The following is an 18,432-nucleotide window of genomic DNA, read 5'->3' as shown; positions in this document are numbered from 1 at the left end:
AGACCAAGATGCCATTGCAAATGAATCGCGAGGTTTTCATCACCTGCGCGGTAACCGGATCCGGCGGCACGCAAGACAAATCACCTCATGTCCCTCGCAGCCCAGCTCAGATTGCTGAAAGCGCAATTGACGCTGCCAGGGCAGGGGCGGCAATTGTCCATTGTCATGTCCGGGACCCGGAAACAGGAGCGCCCTCCCGGCGGCTGGATCTTTACCGGGAAGTGACGGACCGCATTCGCTCTGCTGAGGTGGATGTCGTACTCAACCTGACCGCCGGAATGGGTGGCGACATTGTATTCGGTTCAACTGAAGCGCCTTTTCCGGTCAATGCAGAAGCATCCGACATGATCGGTGCTACGGAACGGATGGCCCATATCAGGGAATGTTTGCCGGAAATCTGCACACTTGACTGCGGCACGATGAACTTTGCCGAAGCCGACTATGTCATGACAAACACGCCCGGCATGCTGCGTGCCATGGGTTCCATGATGACGGAATTGGGCGTGAAGCCGGAAATCGAGGCTTTTGACACGGGTCACTTGTGGTTTGCCAAGCAACTGGTTGAAGAAGGAACGCTGACGTCACCGGCTCTTGTGCAACTTTGCATGGGTGTGCCGTGGGGCGCTCCCAATGATCTGAATACATTTATGGCCATGGTCAACGCGATCCCCAAAGACTGGTCCTGGTCCGCATTCAGCCTCGGCCGCGACCAGATGCCGTTTGCTGCAGCTTCTGTGCTGGCTGGCGGCAATGTGCGCGTTGGGCTTGAAGACAATCTCTTTCTGGAAAAGGGTGTTCTGGCAACCAATGCTCAACTGGTTGAAAGGGCCGCGGCCGTCATTGAAGGCATGGGGGCCAGATTGATCGGACCTGCCGAGGTGCGGGACAGATTGGACCTGACACTGAGGGTACCGGCATGAAGGCCGCAATCGTCGGAGGTGGCGTCATCGGTGGCGGTTGGGCTGCGCGTTTTCTGCTCAACGGCTGGGACGTTGCCGTGTTTGACCCGGATCCGGAAGCTCAACGCAAAATCGGCGAAGTGATCGAGAATGCCCGCCGCAGTCTTCCCTCTCTCTATGACAGATCTCTGCCCGAAGAAGGGCAACTGATATTTCACGCGAGTCTCAGCGACGCCGTTCAGGGCGCTGCCTGGATACAGGAAAGCGTCCCGGAGCGGCTGGAGTTGAAACACAAGGTGCTTGGAAATCTGACGGACCTTGCTCAGTCGGATGCGGTCATCGGCTCCTCAACATCAGGCTTCAAACCGTCAGAGCTGAACCGCGATGGCGGCCGCGCAATTGTCGCTCATCCGTTCAATCCGGTTTACCTGTTGCCGCTGGTGGAACTCGTTGGTGAGAAGTCCGAAACAGAACGGGCGGCAAACATCCTGCGCGACATTGGCATGTACCCGCTGATCGTTCGCAAGGAAATTGAAGCCCACATTGCCGATCGATTGTTGGAGGCTGTCTGGCGGGAAAGCCTTTGGCTCGTCAAGGACGGGATTGCGACAACTGCGGAAATCGACGAAGCCATCCGCATGGGTTTTGGCTTGCGCTGGGCGCAGATGGGGCTCTTTGAAACCTATCGGGTTGCGGGAGGAGAAGCCGGCATGAAGCATTTCATGGCTCAATTCGGACCCGCGCTGGAGTGGCCCTGGACAAAATTGATGGATGTTCCGGAATTCACGGAGGACCTTGTCGATCTGATCGCAGGTCAATCCGACACTCAGTCCGGGCATATGTCGATCCGCGAGCTGGAGCGGCTGCGGGACGACAATCTCGTTGGTTTGCTGCGGAGCTTGAAGAAAAGCGGAAGCGGTGCGGGAGGAGTCATTTCTTCTCACGAAAGCGCACTGCCGCATTCGGCATCCGCCTCACTTCCGATCACGGGTGACCGGCAAATCCCGCAGAGCTGGACCGACTACAATGGTCACATGAACGAGGCGTACTATCTGGAAGCGGGCGCGGCAGCCACGGACCGTTTTATGGAGCTGATTGGAGCAGACGCCGACTACGTCGCCGCCGGGCAGAGCTACTTTACCGTCGAGAATCACCTTCGATATCTGGACGAGCTGAAAGAGGGTGAGCGCCTCATCATCACGACACAGGTTCTTGAGGGCGAAGGCAAGAGAATGAAGTTGTTTCATTTTCTGAAAAACGCGGACAGCAAGCTCGCGGCGACCATGGAAACGTTGCTGCTTCACGTTGACCTGAACTCACGGTCGAGTTGCCCTCCTGGAGCGAATGTCGCCTCCAGGCTCGGGACATTTGCAGCAAAGCACAAGAACCTGCCGCTACCGGAAGGTGCAGGTCGCTATGTGGGACAACGAAGCCAGGTTGGATAGCGCTGCTCACTGGCTCTGAATGATTTATCCTTGCATTCCGATGCATCTGCTGCCCGACTGAGCGGCGCGCAACAGTCAGGAACACCAGATGACATCCGAGTTTGCTGGAAAGAGGGTACTCATCACCGGCGCAGCCAGCGGGTTTGGCAAGCTGCTTTCAGAAAACCTATCGGCACAAGGTGCCGAGTTGGTCCTGGGCGACATTGATGACGTGCGTCTTCGCGATGTTGCCACAAGTCTGACCGGCGCTGATAGGTTCGTGCGCTGCGATGTCTCGCAGGAAGAGGACGTAAAGGCTCTGTGTGCGCTGGCACGCGACACATTCGGTGGCTTGGATCTTGCCGTTAACAATGCCGGATTTGCTCCACCCATGAAAAGTCTTCTGGAAACGAGCGAAGAGGAATTCGACCGATGCTATTCGGTCAATGCCAAGGGCGTTTTCTTTGGAATGAAGCACCAGATCCCATTGATGCTCGACCAGGGAGGGGCGATCTTGAATGTGGCCTCGGTCGCAGGATTGAGCGCTGCTCCGAAGCTTTCGGCATATGCAGCGTCCAAACATGCGGTCGTCGGACTGACGCGAACCGCCGCTGTTGAGTTCGCGCGCCGCAACGTCCGTATCAACGCTGTATGCCCCTTTTTCAGCCCGACGCCGCTAATGACCGAAAGCGGTTTTGCAGACCGTGAGGACTTTTTGGCGGCAGGTGTCCCGATGAAGCGACTCGGCGAGCCGGTCGAAATAGTGGAAACGATGCTGTCGCTGCTACGGCCTGCCAATTCGTATCTGACCGGTCAGGCGATCGCTGTCGATGGTGGCGTACTCGCGCTTTAACAAAGTTTCAGGCTGCGGCGCGTCTCTTCCTTACGCCGCAGCTTGACTTTGTTTTTGAAAGCGGTTCCTAGCCGACAATGAGTTGTTTTAGTTGAAGCGCCTCGTATTCGAGCTCGTTCAGCCTGTAGTTGACGACGTCGCCAATGGTCACAATGCCGACGAGATTGCCGTCGTCGATCACCGGCATATGCCTGAAGCGCCCCTCCGTCATCTTGCGCAGGACAGTTATCAAGGCGTCGTCAGGGTGGCAGACTTCCACATTGGTGGTCATGACATCCTCAACCTTTTGAGCGAGCGTTTGACCGGGGGTTTCCGCCAGCTTTCGGACGATGTCGCGCTCAGACAAAATGCCTTGCAGGCCGCCTTCGGAGTTCTTTACCACCAACGCGCCGATTCGCTTGTCGCGCAACATCTCGACGGCTTCATGCAGTGTGTTTTGCGGACGAAGCGCGAAGAGGTCGTTGCCTTTTGACGCAAGAATTTTGCCGACGGTCGCCGTTTCCTTGGTGGTGTTTGTACTGGAGGACTGGCTATGTGTCGTAGCCTGCTGCTTGTCTTTTCGGCTCGGGGCCTGATAAGAGCTTGGCATGAGATTGGCTCCTTCCTGTGGGTCCGGCAATAACGCATGACACAGCCTAACCGAAACAAATCGGCCTAAGGAACTCTTCAATTGCAAGATTTGTTTCTAACACCCATGACCGCGACGATTTTTTTCGTACTGGCATGCCTCGCGGGGTACCAGTACCGCCGTGTCTGGGTGAAAGAAGGACCGCGATGGAAATTGTGGTTGTTTGGAATAGTCGCGGCGACTTGCCTAGCGATCGTGGCCTTTATTCCGGTCTCAGCCTGACACTTGAGGTCTTGTGTCAGGCTTCCTTGTTTGCCAACATCTTGCGAGCCCTCGGGCAAGCCAGACGTTCTCTGAGTGGACTGTTCGGATCGATTTCCTTGTTGCAGACCAGACAGTGATCTGCGTCGGCGATCGCATTCAGTCCGCCGCAGCTGCCCTTGATTGTCTTGCCAGAGAAAATTACGCCAATCGCCATGCCGACGATGACGGTAATCAGCAACACAAACGCTAAAACAAAGGTCAGCAAGGTCTTGGCCCGATCAGATGTTATGCCTGCAATGCGGTAAAGCGATTGCTTGTGGTTGCGATGAAGTTCCTGTCATCCGCGTCACTGCCACGATCAATGAACATGACGGCGAGGTCACGCTGATTCGCAAGTTCAAGACCACGCTCGGTCCCTAGTGCCAACATAGCGGTGGACCAGGCATCGGCAAGCATGGTGTTTTCAGCAAGAACCGTCACCGAGGCAGTCCTATGCGTGATCGGACGGCCGCTGTGCGCATCCAGGATGTGTGAAAAGCGCACGCCATCCTGTTCGAAGTAATTTCTGTAGTCGCCGGAAGTTGCCATGCCAAGATTGGAAACGCTGGCGATTTTGTAGGCTTGGCGGTTGTGCGCATCGGGTGATTCGATGCCGATTTGCCAGTCCAGGCCGTCCGCGTTGCGGCCGGAAACATAGAGGTCGCCGCCGATTTCAACCATGAAATCGGTCAGTCCGAAGCTCCTGACAACCTTTGCCATCTGGTCGACCCCGTAGCCCTTGCCGATGGAGGGCAGGTAGATACGCGCTGCTGGATCGCTTTTGCTGAGCTGGTTTCCGTCAACGTGCAACGCCTGGCTCTTGCCTGCAGCTTCAACTGCTTTGGCAAGCTTGTCCGGGTCGGGTTGCGTATTCTTGTGACCACCTTCAGCGCCAAAACCCCATGCCTCGATGACAGGTCCCAACGTGATATCAAATTGGCCGCTGCTTGCCTGATTGACGTCCTTGGCAGCCTGAACGACCATTGCCAGATCCTTTGACACGGTCAAAGGCTGCGTTGAAGTCAGGGAATTGAAACGGGAAACCTCGGATTTGGGATCCCAGTTCGACATTTGGGCGTTCACATTCAGCAGGCTGTTTTCGATTGCGCGTTGCAACTCGTCCTTGTCGACAGCGCGATCATGGTCTAGAGCCGTCACCGAGTAGTTCGTACCCATCGTTGATCCCGTCAGCTCAACGACCTCCAAACCGCCCTTACAGGCAGCAAGAGTAGTAAGCGACATCAGGATGAAACCCCGTCGGGAGAATTTGATGTGAGTTGGCACGATAACAGCCTCCGATCGGTCACTTGCGGCGATTGCCGACTTTCTATGGGCGCTTTTCATCGGTTCTGGAGTACGATTCAACAAAAAAATGTAGCTAATTGGCAAATTAGTCCTTTTTACGGGCGCAAAAACGTAGGATACCGCGTTTTGTCGAATTCTGGAGGCCAGATGCGTGCAAAGCTATAAGCTCAAAAAAGGTCTGGATCTACCTGTGCAGGGGGCACCGGATCAACAGATCAGCGAAACTCGCGAAACGAGCACGGTCGCGGTCATTGCTGCGGACTACATTGGTCTGAAGCCGAGACTGCTTGTTCAGGAAGGTGATGTGGTCGCCCTTGGCGCACCGCTGCTTTTCCACAAGGACACACCTGACGTGATGGTCGTGTCGCCCGCATCCGGCCGGGTAAAGGCTGTCAACCGCGGTGCGCGCCGCGTCCTTGTCAGTGTCGAAATCGAGGTCGACAAGGCAGCGGCCGAGCCCGTTGATTTTTCCGGTATCGGTGATGCGACGACTCGCGAAGGTCTCGTTGAGCGTCTGTGCACCTCTGGACTGTGGACGTCCTTCCGCACGCGACCATATTCGAAAGTTCCGGCATCGGATGCACGCCCGTCGGCGATTTTTGTCAATGCAATGGATACCGAGCCGCTTTCGCCGGATCCGGCAGTGGTTCTTTCTGAAAAGGCTGCAGCCTTCGCAAAAGGTCTCGAGGCGGTTGCGTCACTAAGCGATGGACGCACCTATCTGTGCTGCGAGACCGGCGCCAATGTTCCCGGCAACGATGTGGCAGGGGTTGAAACCGTCGGTTTTTCGGGTCCTCACCCGGCCGGATTGGCTGGAACACATATCCACTTCCTGGATGTGCCGACAGCGGAAAAGGCGGTCTGGACGATTGGCTATCAGGACGTGATTTCCATTGGCCGTCTCCTCGAAACAGGTCAATACGACCCGGAAAGGGTCGTTGCCCTCTCCGGTCCTCGGTGCAGCAATCCTCGTTTGATTCGCACGGCCACCGGCGCTTCTATGGTAGAGTTGTCGGAAAACGAACTCACTGGGGATGATCCTGTCCGACTTATATCGGGTTCCATCCTCAGCGGCCGCCTTGGCGAAGGGCCAAGTGCGTATCTGGGGCGTTACGCGCGGCAAATCACTCTGATTGAGGAAGACCACAAACAGATCCCGATGGGCTGGATCCGTCCGATGCCATCGAAATACGCCTTGCAGCCGGTTCTGGGATCCGCCTTTTCCAAGAAACTTTATGCGTTGACCTCAAACTTGAACGGTGGCCGCAGAGCCATGGTGCCCCTGGGCACATTCGAAGAGCTGATGCCACAGGACTTCCTGCCGACACAGTTGCTGCGTGCGCTGCTGGTGATGGACACCGATCAGGCTCAGGCGCTTGGCGCATTGGAACTGGACGAGGAAGATCTGGGACTTGTGGGATTTGCCTGTCCGGCAAAATATGAATATGGCATTGCCTTGCGCGACTGCCTCACGAAAATTGAGAAGGAGGGCTAGAGTTGGGCCTTCGCAGCTTCTTCGACCGCATCGAGCCCTATTTCGTTAAGGGCGGCAAATACGAAAAGCTCTTCCCCGTCTATGAGATGGTGGAAAGTTTCATCTATACGCCGAAGACGGTCACCACCGCCGCGCCGCATGCCCGCTCTTATGTCGACATGAAGCGGATCATGACCTACGTGGTCATCGCTACAATCCCATGCATTCTGGTTGGGCTCTACAACGTTGGCTTTCAGGTCAATTCGGCCATTGCCATATATGATGCGACCGGCTGGCGGGCCTGGATCATGGAGGCCCTCGGGATTGGCTTCAATCCGGCCAACCCCTTTGCCAACTTCGTGCACGGTCTGCTCTATTTCCTGCCGATTTACATCACGACGCTCGTGGTTGGCGGGATTTGGGAAGTGATCTTCGCGACGGTGCGCGGGCATGAAGTCAACGAGGGTTTTCTCGTAACTTCCATGCTCTATGCACTGATCTTGCCGCCTTCCGCACCGCTTTGGCAGGTCGCGCTGGGGATCTCTTTCGGCGTGGTCATTGGCAAGGAAGTGTTTGGCGGAACCGGCAAGAACTTCCTCAATCCGGCGCTAACGGGTCGTGCCTTCCTTTATTTCGCCTATCCGGCGCAAATGTCCGGTGACACGATCTGGACACCGGTCGACGGGTTCTCAGGTGCAACGGCTTTGTCAGTGGGGGCTTCGGACGGTTACCTGCAGCTCGCGGCGCATGGCATGACCTGGTTTGATTCCTTCATCGGCATCATACAAGGCAGCATTGGCGAAACATCCACGCTTGCCTGCATGATAGGTCTTGCCTTCCTGCTGATTACCAAGATTGCCAATTGGCGTCTCGTTGTCGGCTGTCTGGGCGGGATGATAGCCTTTTCGACGCTGCTCAACCTGATCGGCTCGGACACTAATCCGATGTTCGCAATGCCCTGGTATTGGCATCTTGTCGTCGGTGGGTATGCGTTCGGCCTGGTCTTCATGGTCACAGAGCCGGTGTCCGCGTCTCACACCAATCTCGGCCGCTATATCTACGGGGCCTTGATCGGATTTATGGTGGTGATGATCAGGGTCATCAATCCGGCCTTCCCGGAGGGTATGATGCTGGCCATCTTGTTCGGCAATGTTTTTGCGCCGCTTATCGACTATTTTGTGGTGCAGGCGAACATCAAACGCAGGGCGAAACGAAATGCCTGAAGACAACGGACAACAGGGCGACCGTCCAAGCAAAGGGTTCGTCCGGCGTTTTCTGGACATGCCGGCGGATTCCGTTCCCAAGACTGTTTTCGTTGCTGTCACACTGTGTCTTGTTGCATCGATGGTCGTCTCCGCAACGGCCGTCTCTTTGCGTCCGATTCAGGACGTCAACAAGCTCAGGGACAAGCAGATTAACATTCTGCAGGTCGCCGGTGTTTACACCCCAGGTGAGAACATAACCGAAGCATTCAGTGCCTTCGAGCCGCATGTTCTTGACTTGGCAACGGGCGAATTCACGACCAAATTCGATCCCGCAACATTCGACGATCTTGCCGCCGCCGATGATCCCGAACTCAGCCGTGCGCTGACAGACGACCCGGCAGGCATTGGCCGCCAATCGAATTTCCGGACCATCTATCTGCTGCGCAAGGATGACCAGTCGATCGACAAGATCATCCTTCCTGTGCATGGCTACGGGCTCTGGTCGACGCTTTATGGTTTCGTTGCACTGGAAGCCAACGGCAACGATATTTTCGGCCTTCAGTTCTATCAGCATGCAGAGACCCCCGGGCTCGGCGCCGAGGTGGACAATCCGCGCTGGAAAGCCTTGTGGAGTGGCAAGAAACTGACGGATGACAATGGCGATCTCCTGATTACGGTGGCCAAGACAGCGCCGCCAGCGGGAGAGGAATACCATGTCGATGCGCTGGCAGGCGCGACGCTGACTTCGGTCGGTGTGGACAATCTTGTGCGGTTCTGGATGGGCGAAGATGGCTATGGCCCCTTCCTTGCCAATGTAAAAGCAGGAGCGATCTGATGGCGCAGACCAAGAGAAGCATGCTGATCGATCCGTTGGTCGACAACAATCCGATCACGCTGCAGGTTCTGGGCATCTGCTCAGCTCTTGCCGTGACCTCGTCGCTTCAGGTGGCGCTGGTCATGTCCATTGCCGTGACCCTGGTGACAGGGTTTTCTTCAATGTTTATTTCGATGCTGCGGAACCACATTCCGGGTGCAATCCGGATCATCGTCCAGATGGTGATCATCGCGTCGCTCGTGATCGTCGTGGACCAGGTCCTCAAGGCCTATGCTTATGAAATCTCCAAGACGCTGTCCGTCTTTGTCGGTCTGATCATCACAAACTGCATCGTCATGGGCCGCGCGGAAGCATTCGCCATGAAAAACCCACCGGTTGCCTCCTTCATCGATGGTGTGGGCAACGGGCTGGGTTACGGCCTGATCCTGATGCTGGTCGGCTTCATTCGTGAACTGTTTGGCGCCGGCAGCCTGTTCGGCATCACGGTGCTCCCAACAGTCAACAATGATGGGTGGTACGTTCCCAACGGTATGCTGCTCTTGCCGCCGTCCGCATTTTTCATCATCGGCCTGCTTATCTGGGCGTTCCGAACCTGGAAGCCCGAACAGGTTGAAGAGCGTGAATACAAGATCCAGGTGGTGGACGCACACTGATGGAACAGCTGGTCTCTCTTGCCGTAAAGGCGATCTTTGTCGAAAACCTTGCCTTGTCGTTCTTTCTCGGCATGTGCACGTTCATCGCGGTTTCCAAGAAAATCTCCACGGCCATCGGCCTTGGAATTTCGGTCATGATCGTTCAGGCGATCACGGTTCCGGCGAACAATCTGATCCTGACATATCTGCTGGCCCCAGGAGCACTTTCCTGGGCCGGTTTCAGCGATGTCGACCTCACCTTTCTCGGCCTGATTTCCTATATCGGGGTGATCGCCGCGCTGGTTCAGATCCTGGAAATGGTGCTCGATAAGTATTTCCCGCCGCTCTACAACGCTCTTGGCGTCTTCCTGCCGCTCATTACAGTGAACTGTGCCATTCTTGGCGGCTCGCTCTTCATGGTCGAGCGGGACTACGATTTTACCGAATCGGTCACCTACGGGCTCTCCTCCGGGTTTGGTTGGGCACTGGCAATCACCGCGATGGCCGGCGTTCGGGAAAAGCTGAAATACGCCGACATTCCCGACGGCCTGCAGGGCCTGGGCATCACCTTCATCACTGCCGGACTGATGGCGCTTGCCTTCATGTCTTTCAGCGGCGTCAAACTGTAACGGGAGCGCCTTGTGGCAACATTCGGATTAGGCATCCTGCTCTTTACCCTGATCGTGCTCGCGCTTGTCACGATCATTCTGGCCGCCCGCTCGAAGCTCGTCTCTGTGGGCAATGTCAACATCAGCATCAACGGCGAAAAGACCATTTCGGTTCCGGCCGGTGGCAAACTGCTGCAGACGCTGGCTGAGCAAAAACTTTTTGTTCCGTCTGCGTGCGGCGGCGGCGGTACCTGTGCCCAGTGCCGGGTGAAGATCTTCTCCGGAGGCGGTTCAATCCTGCCTACGGAGGAAAGCCATATCACCAAGCGCGAAGCGGCCTGCGGTGACCGTCTGTCATGTCAGGTGGCGGTGAAGCAGGACATGGTGATCGAAGTTCCCGAAGAAGTCTTCGGGGTCAAGAAATGGGAATGTACCGTTCGTTCGAACGAGAATGTTGCCACCTTCATCAAGGCGCTTGTGCTGGAGCTTCCCGAAGGCGAGGACGTCAATTTCCGCGCTGGTGGATATATTCAGATCGAAGCGCCCTCGCACCATCTTAAATACACGGATTTTGACGTTGAAGACGAATACCGGGAGGACTGGGACCGCTTCAACCTCTGGCAATATGAATCCGTTGTCGACGAGCCGCTCGAGCGCGCCTACTCCATGGCAAATTACCCGGAAGAAAAGGGCATGATCATGCTCAACGTCCGTGTGGCTTCACCGCCGCCGGGATCGGAGGGTATCCCTCCCGGGAAAATGTCGAGTTACATCTTCAACCTGAAACCGGGCGACAAAGTCACAATTTCCGGTCCTTTCGGCGAGTTCTTCGCCCGCGAGACCGAAAAAGAAATGATCTTTGTTGGGGGCGGTGCCGGCATGGCACCAATGCGCAGCCACATTTTCGATCAGCTCAAGCGGCTGAAGTCAAAGCGCAAGATTAGCTTCTGGTACGGCGCCCGTTCGAAGCGCGAGATGTTCTTTGTTGAGGACTTCGACACGCTTGCTGCCGAAAACCCGAATTTCGAATGGCACGTGGCCCTCTCGGATGCGCTGCCGGAAGACGACTGGAAGGGCTATACCGGCTTCATCCACAACGTCCTCTTCGACGAGTATCTCAAGAACCATCCGGCACCGGAAGACTGTGAATTCTATATGTGCGGGCCACCGATCATGAACCAGTCCGTCATCAATATGTTGCTGGATCTGGGTGTGGATCGGGAAGACATCATGCTCGACGACTTCGGCGGCTGATCCAAGGCGGATCTGAATTGTCCGAGAAAATTTGAGAGCCGGCCAATTGTGTTTTGGCCGGCTCTATACGTTCAGGTGTGCGAAAAGGTGCGGTATCAGGAAGTCAATCCAAGCATCCTGCGGATCTGTTCCTGGTCGGTTCCTGCGCCGGCAAAATCATCGAAGGCTTTGTCCGTCACCTCGATGATGTGACTTTCAATGAACGGTGCGCCTTCAGCAGCGCCTTGTTCGGGCGATTTCAGGCAGCACTCCCATTCCAGCACCGCCCAGCTGTCATAGCCATGTTGTGCGAGCTTGGAGAAAATACCCGAGAAATCGACCTGACCGTCACCAAGGGAACGGAACCGGCCGGCCCGGTTGACCCAACTTTGATAACCGGAGTAAACGCCCTGCCGGCCATCCGGATTAAATTCCGCATCCTTCACATGATAGGCGCAGATGCGCTCATGGTAGATGTCGATAAACGCCAGATAGTCCATTTGCTGAAGCAGGAAATGAGACGGATCGTAGTTGATCTGGCAACGTTTGTGACCGCCTAGCGCGTCCAGGAACATCTCGAACGTCGCCCCGTCGAAGACATCTTCACCGGGGTGGATCTCGTAACCGACATCGACACCGTTCTCTTCATAGACATCAAGTATCGGCTTCCAGCGGCGGGCGAGTTCGCTGAAAGCTTCTTCGATCAGACCGGCGGGGCGCTGTGGCCAGGGATAAAGATAGGGGAATGCCAACGACCCGGTGAAGCTGACGGAAGCATCAAGCCCAAAACGACGACTTGCGACAGCCGCCTTTTTCATCTGATCAACCGCCCATTCCTGTCGCGCCTTGGGATTGCCATGAACGTTTTCCGGCGCAAAACCGTCAAAGGCAAGATCGTAGGCTGGATGGACCGCCACAAGTTGCCCCTGCAGGTGGGTGGAAAGTTCGGTGATCTCGACACCGGCATCCGCGCAGATGCCTTTTACCTCGTCACAATAGGTCTGACTTTCGGCTGCCTTGTTGAGGTCGAACAGCCGGCCATCGAATGTTGGGATTTGAACACCCTTGTAACCGAGGTCGGCAGCCCATTTGGTTATGGCAGGAAGTGAATTGAAAGGTGCTTCGTCGCCTGCAAATTGTGCCAGGAAAATCGCTGGTCCCTTGATCAGTCCGGCCATGGCTGCCTCCCTAAGTTATAGATCTGTCGTTGTGACGTCCGATTAGCGTGACGGTCCTTTCCGTTCCGCAGATGCGGCCCAGAGGTTGATGTCAGCTTCACGCGTCGTAGCTGCTATTTCGTTTAGTTCTGCGTCCGTGAAATCGAGATTTTCCACAGTGCGGACACAGTCTCTGACCTGTTCGGCACGGCTCGCGCCGATAAGAGCCGTTGTGACTTTTCCGTTCCGCAGGACCCACGCAATCGCCATCTGCGCAAGGGTTTGGTCCCTTCGTTCCGCAATCGCATTGAGCGCCCTGATTGTCTCAATATTCTCGTCGCTCAAAAACTGGCTTTTGAGAGATTTGCCCTGCGTTGCCCTGCTGTCTTCAGGGATCCCGTTCAGATACTTGTTGGTCAGCATGCCCTGGGCTAGTGGCGAAAAGGCGATGGAGCCGATGCCGAGCTCGTCGAGCGTGTCCAGCAAACCATCCTCTTCCACCCAGCGGTTGATCATCGAATAGCTCGGCTGGTGGATCAGGCAGGGGGTACCCAGCTCTTTCAGGATCGCGGCAGCCTCTCGCGTGCGCTTGGAGTTGTAGGACGAAATGCCAACGTAAAGGGCCCGCCCGGACCGCACGATGTGATCGAGTGCCATCATCGTTTCTTCCAGTGGTGTGTCCGGATCGAACCGGTGGGAATAGAAGATGTCGACATAGTCCAGCCCCATCCGCTTCAGAGACTGGTCGCAGGAGGCAATCATGTATTTGCGGCTGCCCCATTCCCCGTAGGGTCCGGGCCACATGCCATATCCGGCCTTGGACGAGATGATCATCTCATCTCGATAAGGTGCAAAGTCGGTTCGCAGTATTTCTCCAAATGCGCTTTCGGCAGACCCGGGCCTTGGGCCGTAATTGTTGGCGAGGTCGAAATGCGTGATGCCAAGATCGAAAGCCGTACAGGCAATATCCCGCTTGAGCGCATGTGGTGTGTCTTCACCGAAATTATGCCAGAGCCCGAGTGAGATCGCCGGCAGCTTCAGGCCTGATTGGCCGCATCGGCGATACACCATGTTGTCATAGCGCGAGGGCGCCGCAGTCCAGGTCATTTGATTTCCTATCAGATGAGAAGGTCCTGTGCCGCTTGTGGATCGAGGGCAGCAGGACGGTCGCAGGTGGTTGCGACATCAATAAACTGCCCACTCTCGCCCGATGCAAGGATTGACGTCATCACATCGACGGCATGCAGGGAAAATTCCAGAGAGCAACGGTGTGGGCGGCCGACCAGGATCGCCTGCGCCATGTCGGCAAGTCCCGCAGTACGATAGTTTGCATTGCTGCCGTCATTTGCCTTTGAAAACGGATGGTTCCAGGCATCCGCCATATTCACGTAAGCACCCTTCTCGGTCATCCGCACTTCACCGCCGAAAAAGTTCGGGTCCGGCACATGCAGTGTCCCGCCCAGGCCGTAAAGTTCCATGTTGGAATGACCATGCTGCCAGACGTCCCAGCTGGCGCAATACGTGATCTGAGCCCCTGAATGAAATTGCATCACAGCATGGATCGTGGTGGGCGTTTCCACCTTGATCTTGTCGCCGTGACGGGGTTGCGAGGTGATCGTCCGATATTCGGATCCGGACGAACTCATGGCGCAGACCCGTTTGACCGGACCGAGCAACTGAACAAGATTGGAAACGTAATAGGGCCCTAGATCTAGGATGGGCCCGCCGCCAGGCTGAAAGAAGAAGTCGGGGTTCGGATGCCACATTTCCATGCCGGGGCTCTGAACGAAGCAGGTGCCCGACGTGATTTTGCCGACAGCATCGCTGTCGACAAGGTGTCTGGCCAACTGGTGCGCGCCGCCCATGAACGTGTCCGGTGCAGAGCCGACGCGCAAGCCCTTGTCCTTGGCAATCGACGCGAGCTCCTGTCCTTCCGACACATTCAGCACGAATGGTTTTTCGGAATAAACGTGTTTACCGGCATCCAGGATCTTTTTTGAAACATCAAAGTGCGCGGCAGGAACCGTCAGGTTGACGATGATATCGATGTCGTTCGCCGCAAGCAGCCCGTCGACCGTCTCTGCTCGCAGATTGAATTCATCTGCACGCGCCTTTGCAGCCGCCTCGTTGATGTCGGCGCAGGCGCGCACTTCGATGCCCCTGAAAAGCGGGGCAAGGCGCATGTAGGCAGCCGAGATATTTCCGCATCCCAATACGCCGATGCCGAGTGTCTTACTCATGATAATTCCTTAAAATGTGCGGAATGCTTCGATGGAGCGGGCGGCAAACCGATCGACGTCCGATGGCTTGTCGTGCTCAATGATGAACAGATCGGCGCCGGCTGTGCGCAACGCGGCCATGATGGCCTTCCAATCCATGGTTCCCTGACCGACATCGGCCCAGCCGTCTTCGTCAGCGCATTCGCCTTCAGGAGCGATGTCCTTGACATGCGCCGTGGTGATGCGATCGGTGTATTTCGAAATCCAGGCCAGAGGGTCCTGACCGCCCCGGACGATCCAGGCAATGTCGGCTTCCCATTCAATGGAAGGTGCGGCTTCAAGCAATATGTCCATCGGTAATCTGCCGTCGTCACAGGTGACGAATTCGAAATCATGATTGTGCCATCCGAACCGCAGACCAGCGTCCCGGATTTTCGCGCCAATGGCTTCAAGACGCTCGCCGACCGATTGCCAGTGTCCTGCATCGGCAGTCCGTTGTTCGGGCGGCAGAGCAGGACAGAACAGGCGTTCCATGCCGAGTGTCTTGGCAGTTGCGATGACCTTGCCAATGTCATCGTCGAACTGCTCCATTGGAAAGAAATGCCCGGACGGCATGCTCAAGCCTGTTTTGTCTAGCAGGTCACGGCAGGCAGCTGGATCCTCGTAAACACCCCCGAAGCCCTCGACCTGGGTATATCCAAGCTTGGCCAGGCGTTCAAAGACACTGTCCCAAGGGGTGAATTCGCGTGCAGAATAGAGCTGGAATGAAACATCCATGAGTGTTTTCCCGATTTGAGATTAAGAATCTGGCTCAGATTCTGATTTCGTTATTTTTGCTGAATATGTTTGCGCGTTTGGGGTCGAACCCGATGTTGATTGTGTCGCCATTTTTGATGTTTGCCTGTCCGTCCATTCGCACCCACAGGGTATGGTCCAGTGCATTGACGCGTGCGAGGGTGTCGGATCCGAGGGGTTCGACGAGTTCGACGGATGCGTTCATGCGCACGGGGGCGTTTTGTGCGGCATCGCCTGAGCTCATGTGTTCGGGTCGAATGCCGAACCATGCAGGTTCCGGGGCGGGGCTGGTTTCCTTGAACTGATAGTCGTTCAAGGGGACGGTGAGTGTGCCGTTTGTGAAGCTGTAAGCTCCGCCCTCGGCTTTGAGTTCACCCTTGAAGAAGTTCATGGTGGGCGATCCGATGAACTCGGCCACGTATTTGCTGGCCGGGCGATTGTAGATCTCGTTGGGCGATGCCAGCTGCAGAATGCGTCCGCCGCGCATGATGGCGATCCGGTCGGCCAGGGTCATGGCTTCGATCTGGTCATGGGTAACGTAGATCATGGTGTTCTTCAGCTTCTGGTGCAGCTGCTTGATCTCGACCCTGAGGTCGGCCCTGAGCTTTGCGTCCAGGTTTGAGAGCGGTTCGTCGAAGAGGAAGACATCGGCATCGCGCACCAGGGCCCGGCCGATGGCCGCCCGCTGTCGCTGGCCGCCGGACAGGGCCGCGGGCTTGCGGTTGAGCAGGGGCTCGATCTGCAGCACCTTGGCGGCGCGGTTGACCCGTTCCTCGATTTCCGCCTTCGGCAGGCCTGCATTCTTCAGGCCGAAGCTGAGATTGCCGGCAACGGTCATCTGGGGGTAGAGGGCATAGGACTGGAACACCATGCCGATGCCGCGCTTTGAGGGCTCTTCCCAGGTGACGTTCTTGTCGCCGATGAAGATCTGGCCGCCGGTGACATCGAGCAGGCCTGCGATGCAGTTGAGCAAGGTGGACTTGCCGCAGCCCGAGGACCCGAGCAGGACCAGGAATTCGCCCTTGCCGATCTCCAGGTTGAGATCCTTCAGCACGTCCAGGTGTCCGAAGCTTAAGGCGAGGTTCTTGACGGAGATACTTGTTTCCATTGTTTTCTCGTTAGCCTTTGACCGCTCCGGCGGCGATGCCGCGGACGAAGAGTTTGCCGGAGATGAAGTAGATGGTGAGGGGAACAAGGCCTGTGAGAATGGTGGCGGCCATGTTGACGTTGTATTCCTTCACCCCCTGGGTCGAGTTGACGATGTTGTTGAGCTGCACCGTCATCGGATAAAGGTCCGGCTTTGTGTAGATGACGCCGAACAGGAAGTCGTTCCAGATGCCGGTGACCTGCAGGATCATGGCGACGACGAAGATGGGCAGGCTCATGGGGACCATGATGCGGAAATAGATGCCCCAGAAGCCAGCGCCGTCGACGCGGGCGGCCTTGAAGAGTTCCTGCGGTACGGAGGCAAAATAGTTGCGGAAGAGCAGGGTCAGGATCGGCATGCCGAAGATGGTGTGCACGATGACCAGGCCTGTGAGACTGCCGTAAAGACCGACCTCGCGCAGCATGATGACGATCGGATAGATCATGACCTGATAGGGAATGAAGGCCCCGACGATCAGGATGGTGAAGAAGGTCTCCGAGCCCTTGAAGCGCCAGTTGGCGAGCGCATAGCCGTTGATCGAGGCGATGATGATCGACAGGATCACGGACGGAATGAGAATGCGCACGGAGTTGAAGAAGCCGCGCGACAGGCCGTCACAATTGAGGCCGGTACAGGCTTCGGCCCAGGCCTTGACCCAGGGCTGGAAGGTAACCTCGACCGGGGGCGAGAAGATGTTGCCGAGACGGATCTCGGGCATGCCCTTGAGGGAGGTGACGACCATCACGTAAAGGGGCAGCAGATAGTAGAGCGAGACGACGATCAGCGTGCCGTAGATCATGATGTTGCGGCGGGACAGGACGCGCCGGGGTTTTGGACCTGAGGGGCCGGAAAGATATGCAGTATCAGCCACGGCGCTTGCCTCCGAATTCGAGATAGGCCCAGGGAATGACGATGATGGCAACGGTGAGCAGCATCATGGTGGAGGCGGCAAAGCCCTGTCCGAGGTTCTGGGACAGGAACATGGCGTCATAGACGTATTTGGCCGGCACTTCTGAGGAGATGCCGGGTCCGCCGCCGGTCTGGGCGACGACCAGGTCATAGACCTTGATGATGCCGGAGGCGACCAGCACGATGGCGGTGATGAAGATGCCGCGCATCATCGGGATGACGATGAAGATATAGGTCTTCCACATGGGGATGCCGTCAATCTTGGCGGCCTTCCAGATGTCCTCGTCAATGCCGCGCAACCCGGCCAGCATGAGGCACATGATGAGGCCGGTACCCTGCCACAGTCCGGCAATCAGAATGCCGTAGATGACGATGTCGGGATTGTAGAGCGGGTCGAAGGCAAAGCTCTCCCAGCCCAGGCTGCGCACGACATGCTGGATGCCGAAATCCGGATTGAGGATCCACTGCCAGGCAAGACCCGTGACGATGAAGCTGAGCGCGAAGGGATAGAGCAGGATGGTGCGGAAGGTGTCCTCAAAGCGGATCTTCTGATCGAGCAGGGCGGCCAGAATGAAGCCGATGAGGAGGGAGAAGACGAGGGAGAAGCCGCCATAGATGGCCAGGTTCTCGATCGAGATCAGCCACTTGTTGCTGCTCCACAGGCGTTCATACTGGCCAAAGCCGATAAACTTCTCCCGTGGCAGCAGCTTGGAATTGGTGAAGGAGTAGAGAACCGTCCAGGCGGTTCCGCCGATAAAGACCACCAGGGCGGTGACAATCATCGGAATTGCCGCCACCTTGGCACTCAAGTTGCGGTGCCATCTGGCTGGGCCTGAGGGTGCGGCCATGCCTGTCTTCCTTGTCCC

At 56.6% G+C, this 18,432-nt stretch carries 19 protein-coding genes; 9 read left to right on the top strand and 10 right to left on the bottom strand.

Going from position 1 to position 18,432, the window contains the following annotated elements; genetic code table 11:
• Window positions 1–8: 8 nt before the first annotated feature.
• The 3 genes from bcoG (at window position 9) to K1718_RS01200 (ending at window position 3,176) form a co-directional block, all read left to right on the top strand.
• On the top strand, window positions 9–920 hold the full coding sequence (gene bcoG / locus K1718_RS01210; RefSeq protein ID WP_265680002.1) for a 3-dehydrocarnitine:acetyl-CoA trimethylamine transferase BcoG: 912 nt from the start codon (window positions 9–11) through the stop codon (window positions 918–920).
• Entirely contained in the window at window positions 917–2,344 is a 1,428-nt protein-coding gene (locus K1718_RS01205) for a carnitine 3-dehydrogenase (protein WP_265680003.1), read from the top strand. The genes bcoG and K1718_RS01205 overlap by 4 nt, the downstream gene beginning before the upstream one ends.
• Window positions 2,345–2,432: 88 nt before the next feature.
• Window positions 2,433–3,176, top strand: a complete 744-nt coding sequence (locus tag K1718_RS01200; protein WP_265680004.1) for an SDR family NAD(P)-dependent oxidoreductase — start codon at window positions 2,433–2,435, stop codon at window positions 3,174–3,176.
• Window positions 3,177–3,243: 67 nt separating this feature from the next.
• Here the strand turns inward: K1718_RS01200 and K1718_RS01195 are convergent, their stop codons facing one another.
• The 3 genes from K1718_RS01195 to K1718_RS01185 form a co-directional block, all read right to left on the bottom strand.
• Window positions 3,244–3,765, bottom strand: a complete 522-nt coding sequence (locus K1718_RS01195; protein WP_152499016.1) for a CBS domain-containing protein — start codon at window positions 3,763–3,765, stop codon at window positions 3,244–3,246.
• 277 nt (window positions 3,766–4,042) lie between these two features.
• Window positions 4,043–4,273, bottom strand: coding sequence for a (Na+)-NQR maturation NqrM (gene nqrM, locus K1718_RS01190; protein WP_152499014.1), 231 nt, complete (start codon window positions 4,271–4,273; stop codon window positions 4,043–4,045).
• Between the two features lie 20 nt (window positions 4,274–4,293).
• Entirely contained in the window at window positions 4,294–5,289 is a 996-nt protein-coding gene (locus K1718_RS01185) for an FAD:protein FMN transferase (protein ID WP_265680005.1), read from the bottom strand.
• Between the two features lie 214 nt (window positions 5,290–5,503).
• Here K1718_RS01185 and K1718_RS01180 point away from each other — a divergent pair, with 214 nt between their 5' ends.
• The 6 genes from K1718_RS01180 to nqrF are packed head-to-tail and all read left to right on the top strand — an operon-like array spanning window position 5,504 to window position 11,360.
• Window positions 5,504–6,847 (top strand): Na(+)-translocating NADH-quinone reductase subunit A, encoded by a 1,344-nt coding sequence (locus K1718_RS01180; RefSeq protein WP_265680006.1) that lies wholly within the window; start codon window positions 5,504–5,506, stop codon window positions 6,845–6,847.
• Window positions 6,848–6,849: 2 nt separating this feature from the next.
• Window positions 6,850–8,049 (top strand): NADH:ubiquinone reductase (Na(+)-transporting) subunit B, encoded by a 1,200-nt coding sequence (locus K1718_RS01175; protein WP_265680007.1) that lies wholly within the window; start codon window positions 6,850–6,852, stop codon window positions 8,047–8,049.
• A complete protein-coding gene (locus K1718_RS01170) occupies window positions 8,042–8,866 on the top strand; it encodes a Na(+)-translocating NADH-quinone reductase subunit C (RefSeq protein WP_265680008.1) in 825 nt (274 codons plus the stop codon). The genes K1718_RS01175 and K1718_RS01170 overlap by 8 nt, the downstream gene beginning before the upstream one ends.
• Window positions 8,866–9,519 carry an NADH:ubiquinone reductase (Na(+)-transporting) subunit D gene (locus K1718_RS01165; protein WP_152499009.1) on the top strand — a complete coding sequence of 218 codons (654 nt, stop codon included), beginning with the start codon at window positions 8,866–8,868 and terminating at the stop codon, window positions 9,517–9,519. The genes K1718_RS01170 and K1718_RS01165 overlap by 1 nt, the downstream gene beginning before the upstream one ends.
• Complete coding sequence (gene nqrE, locus K1718_RS01160; RefSeq protein ID WP_152499008.1) at window positions 9,519–10,127, top strand: NADH:ubiquinone reductase (Na(+)-transporting) subunit E; 609 nt, start codon at window positions 9,519–9,521, stop codon at window positions 10,125–10,127. The genes K1718_RS01165 and nqrE overlap by 1 nt, the downstream gene beginning before the upstream one ends.
• 12 nt (window positions 10,128–10,139) lie before the next feature.
• Window positions 10,140–11,360 carry an NADH:ubiquinone reductase (Na(+)-transporting) subunit F gene (gene nqrF, locus K1718_RS01155; RefSeq protein ID WP_152499007.1) on the top strand — a complete coding sequence of 407 codons (1,221 nt, stop codon included), beginning with the start codon at window positions 10,140–10,142 and terminating at the stop codon, window positions 11,358–11,360.
• 95 nt (window positions 11,361–11,455) lie between these two features.
• On the opposite strand, the gene K1718_RS01150 is transcribed toward nqrF, so the two are convergent.
• From K1718_RS01150 to K1718_RS01120, 7 genes are all read right to left on the bottom strand, one after another.
• Window positions 11,456–12,517, bottom strand: a complete 1,062-nt coding sequence (locus K1718_RS01150; RefSeq protein ID WP_265680009.1) for a sugar phosphate isomerase/epimerase family protein — start codon at window positions 12,515–12,517, stop codon at window positions 11,456–11,458.
• 42 nt (window positions 12,518–12,559) lie between these two features.
• Entirely contained in the window at window positions 12,560–13,603 is a 1,044-nt protein-coding gene (gene mgrA / locus K1718_RS01145) for an L-glyceraldehyde 3-phosphate reductase (RefSeq protein ID WP_265680010.1), read from the bottom strand.
• A gap of 11 nt (window positions 13,604–13,614) precedes the next feature.
• Window positions 13,615–14,736 (bottom strand): Gfo/Idh/MocA family protein, encoded by a 1,122-nt coding sequence (locus tag K1718_RS01140; RefSeq protein WP_265680011.1) that lies wholly within the window; start codon window positions 14,734–14,736, stop codon window positions 13,615–13,617.
• 9 nt (window positions 14,737–14,745) lie between these two features.
• Window positions 14,746–15,492: a sugar phosphate isomerase/epimerase family protein gene (locus K1718_RS01135; RefSeq protein ID WP_265680012.1), complete on the bottom strand. Its 747-nt coding sequence runs from the start codon at window positions 15,490–15,492 to the stop codon at window positions 14,746–14,748.
• Between the two features lie 34 nt (window positions 15,493–15,526).
• On the bottom strand, window positions 15,527–16,618 hold the full coding sequence (locus tag K1718_RS01130) for an ABC transporter ATP-binding protein (protein ID WP_265680013.1): 1,092 nt from the start codon (window positions 16,616–16,618) through the stop codon (window positions 15,527–15,529).
• 10 nt (window positions 16,619–16,628) lie between these two features.
• Complete coding sequence (locus tag K1718_RS01125) at window positions 16,629–17,456, bottom strand: carbohydrate ABC transporter permease (RefSeq protein ID WP_209006944.1); 828 nt, start codon at window positions 17,454–17,456, stop codon at window positions 16,629–16,631.
• Window positions 17,457–17,520: 64 nt separating this feature from the next.
• Complete coding sequence (locus K1718_RS01120) at window positions 17,521–18,414, bottom strand: carbohydrate ABC transporter permease (RefSeq protein WP_152499000.1); 894 nt, start codon at window positions 18,412–18,414, stop codon at window positions 17,521–17,523.
• Between the last annotated feature and the right edge of the window lie 18 nt (window positions 18,415–18,432).

This window comes from Roseibium porphyridii, assembly GCF_026191725.2.
GTDB classification, from domain to species: Bacteria; Pseudomonadota; Alphaproteobacteria; order Rhizobiales; family Stappiaceae; genus Roseibium; species Roseibium porphyridii.
The sequence above is the reverse complement of the archived record's forward strand: the minus strand, read 5'-3'. Positions and strand labels throughout refer to the sequence as shown.